Origin of the sequence: Albidovulum sp., assembly GCF_049646345.1 — a bacterium.
Classification (GTDB): domain Bacteria; phylum Pseudomonadota; class Alphaproteobacteria; order Rhodobacterales; family Rhodobacteraceae; genus Albidovulum.
Genome location: NZ_JBARVQ010000655.1, coordinates 1 through 4,579, shown reverse-complemented (window position 1 = coordinate 4,579; position 4,579 = coordinate 1). Strand labels below are relative to the sequence as shown.

The following is a 4,579-nucleotide window of genomic DNA, read 5'->3' as shown; positions in this document are numbered from 1 at the left end:
CGCGCCACGGCCGAGGCGGCCCGCCCGGGCCCCGCCGATGCGGTCGCGATTCCCGCCCACGCAGATGAGGATTCCGATCTGGCCGAGGATTTCCGCTTCGGCCTCGACCTTGATGAGGATCTGAGCGACGTCGAATTCGACGATACCGGCCTCGATGTCATCAAGGCCCGTAAAACCGACATGGCAGAGGCTGCTGCGGCGGATATGGCCGAGGCCCCCGAAACCGCACAGGCCGAAGACGAAACCGGTGATGCGGTCGCGGAGGATGTTTCCGAAGTGGCGGAGCCTGCACCTTTTGCAGGCGACATCGGTGCCGAAACGGCCGCTCAGCCCTCCGATGTGATCGAAGACGCGGAGGATGAAACCGACGCGGCAGTCGCCGAAGCTGAACAGGACGACGTGACCGCCGAGGCGGAAGCGACCGAGGACGGGGGCGAACCCGTCAGCGCCGGGGCTGAACTTGCCGAGGCTGAGGCCGCGCCCATCAGCGCAGCCGATGAGACCGAAGAGGTCGAGGACGCGGCAATCGCCGACGAAATGGATGATGTCGCCGAGGATGCGGAAGCTGCCGAACAGGCCCTGGACCTGGCGGCCTGGCGCACCGACGCGCCCCAGCCTGCCGACAGCGCCGGACCCGACCCGGATCAGGCCGAGGATTGGGCACCCGTCAGCGGTGCGCGGGCGCGCGTGATCAAGATCAACCGCAAGGAAGATGCGCCCGGGACCTTTCCGGCCGCAACCGACGCCCCGCAGGAAGAAGACACCAGCCGTTCCGCCATCTTCGCGGCCCTTGTCGACGATATCGACCCCGATACCGATGAAGAGCCGCAGAACGAAGAGCTTGGGGCCGATGACGACGCCGCCCTTCTGGCCGGCATCGACGCGGCAATTGGTGGAACCGGCATCGGCGCGGAGGACGATCTTGCCCGCGAACTGGCCGCGATTGCCAGGGAAGCGCGCCGCGACGCGCATGAAGGCCTTACGATTCTTGAAAGCACCTCAGGCGATGGCGATGCCTCGGTCGAACGGCTGATGGAAGAGGCGAAGTCCAAACTGGAGGGCGTCGAAAACCGCCGTCGCTTCTCGGCCATCTCGCATCTGAAGGCCGCCGTTGCCGCGACCGTCGCCGACCGCAAACTGTCGTCTTCCTACGACCCTAATCCCATATCGCCGGACGAGTCCGATACGAACATGAACCGCTATCGCGACGATCTGTCGAAGGCGGTCCGGCCACGTCGCCCCGAAACCGCTGCCGCAGCGGCGACGCCGCGCCCCACGGCGGAAAAATCGGCCACACCGCTGGTTCTGGTGACCGAACAGCGCGTCGATGACCATGACCAGGGTCGCGACGACGATACCGTGCAGCCGCGCAGCGTCGCTGCCAGCACCTTCCTGCAGGACGATGACGACGACGCCTTCGAAACCGGCGCTTATGAGTACGACGGCGATGACGCGCCGATCTCACCCAATGACGCAAAAAGCTTTGCCGAATTCGCCGAACGGCTCGGCGCGACCGGCCTGTCCGAACTTCTGGAGGCCGCTGCCGCCTATACTGCAACCGTGGAAGGGCAGCCGCATTTCTCACGCCCCGAGATCCTGCGCAAGGTGGCCGATGTCGCCGAAGATGACGATTTCAGCCGCGAGGCGGGCTTGCGGTCCTTCGGCATGCTGCTGCGCGAAGGCAAGATCCAGAAGATCAGCCGGGGCCAGTTCACGATCACCGGGACGTCAAAGTTCCTGGCTGAAGAAAAAACCGCTTCCCGCTAAAGCGTTTCAGGCGGAGCGGTCCCCGGATCGCTCCGATTGTTTTTCCGCCTCGGGGTCGGGCTTGCCGATGCCCCGGAAGACGAAGCGGAACGGCAGGATCCACAGGAATCCCAGAGCCAGATAGATCAGCACCTCGGCCCAGATCGGCTGGCGGCCCCAGGTCGCATCCATCCAGTTTACCGCGGTGATGGCCACGATCAGATAGGCGGGCAGGCCCACCAGCAGGATCAGAAGCGCCAGGCGCCGACGGTTGCGATAGCTCAGCATCAGTCGGCGAACGGGTCGGTGACAAGGATCGTATCGTCACGTTCGGGGCTGGTGGAAAGAAGCGCCACCGGGCAATCGATCAGTTCTTCGACCCGGCGGACATATTTGATCGCGTTCGCGGGCAGCTCGGCCCAGCTCCGCGCGCCTTCGGTCGATTCCTGCCAGCCCGGCATCTCCTCATAGATCGGCGTGCAGCGGGTCTGCTTGTCGGCCGCCATCGGCAGATAATCCATCCGCTCGCCATCGACCTCATAACCGACGCAGATCTTCAGCGTCTCGAACCCGTCCAAGACGTCGAGCTTGGTCAGCGCGATGCCCTTGACGCCCGATGTGGCGCAGGTCTGGCGCACAAGACAGGCATCGAACCAGCCGCAGCGGCGCTTGCGGCCCGTGACGGTGCCAAATTCGCGACCCCGCTCGCCCAACCGCTGGCCATCGTCATCGTCCAGCTCGGTCGGGAACGGCCCCTCGCCCACACGGGTCGTATAGGCCTTGACGATGCCCAGGACGAAATCGATCGCCCCCGGCCCGATCCCGGTGCCGGTCGCCGCCTGCCCGGCGATCACGTTCGACGAAGTGACAAAGGGATAGGTGCCGAAATCGATGTCCAGAAGCGCGCCCTGCGCGCCTTCGAAGAGGATACGCTTGCCGGATTTGCGCGCGTCGTTCATCACCTTCCAGACCGGCGCCGCATAGGGCAGGATCTGGGGGGCAATCGCCCGAAGCTCGGCCAGCAGCGCGTCACGGTCAATCGGCCCAAGGCCAAGACCGTTGCGCAAGGCGTTGTGGTGGACCAAAGCCCGGTCGACCCGAAGTTCCAGCGTCGCATCATCGGCAAGATCCGCGACCCGGATCACCCGGCGGCCAACCTTGTCCTCATAGGCGGGACCAATGCCGCGCCCCGTCGTGCCGATCTTGGCAACCGAATTCTGGCCCTCGCGCGCGCGGTCAAGCTCACCGTGGAAGGGCAGGATCAAAGGTGTATTCTCGGCGATCATCAGCGTTTCGGGGCTGATCACCACCCCCTGTTCGCGGATCGAGGCAATTTCCTTGACCAGATGCCAGGGGTCGAGCACGACGCCATTGCCGATGACCGAAAGCTTGCCACCGCGGACGACACCCGAAGGCAAGGCGTTCAGCTTGTAGACCTGACCGTCAATGACCAGCGTATGGCCGGCATTATGGCCGCCCTGAAAGCGCGCGATCACATCGGCGCGTTCGGAAAGCCAGTCGACGATCTTGCCCTTGCCCTCGTCGCCCCACTGGGCTCCAACCACCACGACATTGGCCATCCGTCACGCTCCCTCAAAGGCAAACCCGGCACCGTATAGCTGGGCTTGCAGGCGGGCGAAACCGGTTTTTCCACTGAATGGCCGGGGCGACCATGCGCCCCGGCATAAAATAACCTGAGGATCGGACGCCAAAGGCCGTCAGGCGGGAACGATCATGCCCTTTTCGGCCGCGAGCTTGCGCATTTCGCTTTGCAGCTTTTCGAAGGCGCGCACCTCGATCTGGCGGATGCGTTCGCGGCTGACATCATATTGCCCCGAGAGATCTTCCAGCGTCATCGGCTCATCTGAAAGACGGCGCTGGATCAGAATATCGCGTTCGCGGTCATTCAGGACCGCCATCGCCTGTTCCAGCAATTCCCGGCGCACCGACAATTCATCGGCCTCGGCATAATGCCCGGCCTGATCGGCGTCCTCGTCCTCCAGCCAGTCCTGCCACTGCGCGGTGCCATCCTCGGCCCCCACGGTCGCGTTGAGCGACGCATCGCCGCCCGACAGACGCCGGTTCATTGCAACAACCTCGGCCTCGCTTACATTGAGGTCGGTTGCAATCTTCTGCACGTGCTCCGGCCGCAAATCGCCCTCTTCCAGCGCGCCGATCTTTGACTTGGCTTTACGCAGATTGAAGAACAGCTTCTTCTGGGCCGAGGTGGTGCCAAGTTTCACAAGGCTCCAGGATCGCAGGATATATTCCTGGATCGAGGCCCGGATCCACCACATCGCGTAGGTGGCAAGGCGAAAGCCCTTTTCGGGATCGAAGCGCTTGACGGCCTGCATCAGGCCCACATTGGCCTCGGAAATAACCTCGGCCTGCGGCAATCCATAGCCGCGATAGCCCATGGCGATCTTGGCGGCCAGGCGCAGGTGCGAGGTGACCATCCGGTGGGCGGCCGAGCTGTCCTCATGATCCACCCAGCGCTTGGCCAGCATGTATTCCTCTTCCGGTTCCAGAAGCGGAAACTTGCGGATTTCCTGCATATAGCGGTTCAGTCCCTGCTCGGGGCTCGGCGCGGGAAGGTTTGCATAGTTCGACATGGCTCTGACCCTCTCTTTCCAGTCGAGGACCCCGAAATCTAATCGTCCGGCCCCCGCTCTGCAAGGCCGTGGCCATAGCAGCATTTGTTTAACGTCAGATGATGCCGGTTCCGTCGCTTTACCAGATTTGTGACAATCCGCTCACATCCTTGTCAGAAAACGCAAAGGGCATGTCCGCAAATCGTGTTCGTCCGCTGAGCGCCCTTAACAGACCTTGGCGG

Annotated in this window: 4 protein-coding genes; 1 reads left to right on the top strand and 3 read right to left on the bottom strand. The window is 63.5% G+C overall.

Features of this window, described 5'->3' with window-relative positions:
- Positions 1-1,767 (top strand): hypothetical protein (locus WBB85_RS17160; protein ID WP_432639814.1); only part of this gene is annotated, 1,767 nt, incomplete at its 5' end.
- A gap of 6 nt (positions 1,768-1,773) precedes the next feature.
- Here WBB85_RS17160 and WBB85_RS17155 read toward each other — a convergent pair.
- The 3 genes from WBB85_RS17155 to rpoH form a co-directional block, all read right to left on the bottom strand.
- The gene (locus tag WBB85_RS17155; RefSeq protein ID WP_432639813.1) at positions 1,774-2,034 is read right to left on the bottom strand and encodes a DUF2842 domain-containing protein; all 261 of its coding nucleotides are present in this window, start codon (positions 2,032-2,034) and stop codon (positions 1,774-1,776) included.
- Entirely contained in the window at positions 2,034-3,326 is a 1,293-nt protein-coding gene (locus WBB85_RS17150) for an adenylosuccinate synthase (RefSeq protein WP_432639812.1), read from the bottom strand. The genes WBB85_RS17155 and WBB85_RS17150 overlap by 1 nt, the downstream gene beginning before the upstream one ends.
- 138 nt (positions 3,327-3,464) lie before the next feature.
- Positions 3,465-4,358, bottom strand: a complete 894-nt coding sequence (gene rpoH, locus WBB85_RS17145) for an RNA polymerase sigma factor RpoH (RefSeq protein WP_432639811.1) — start codon at positions 4,356-4,358, stop codon at positions 3,465-3,467.
- Between the last annotated feature and the right edge of the window lie 221 nt (positions 4,359-4,579).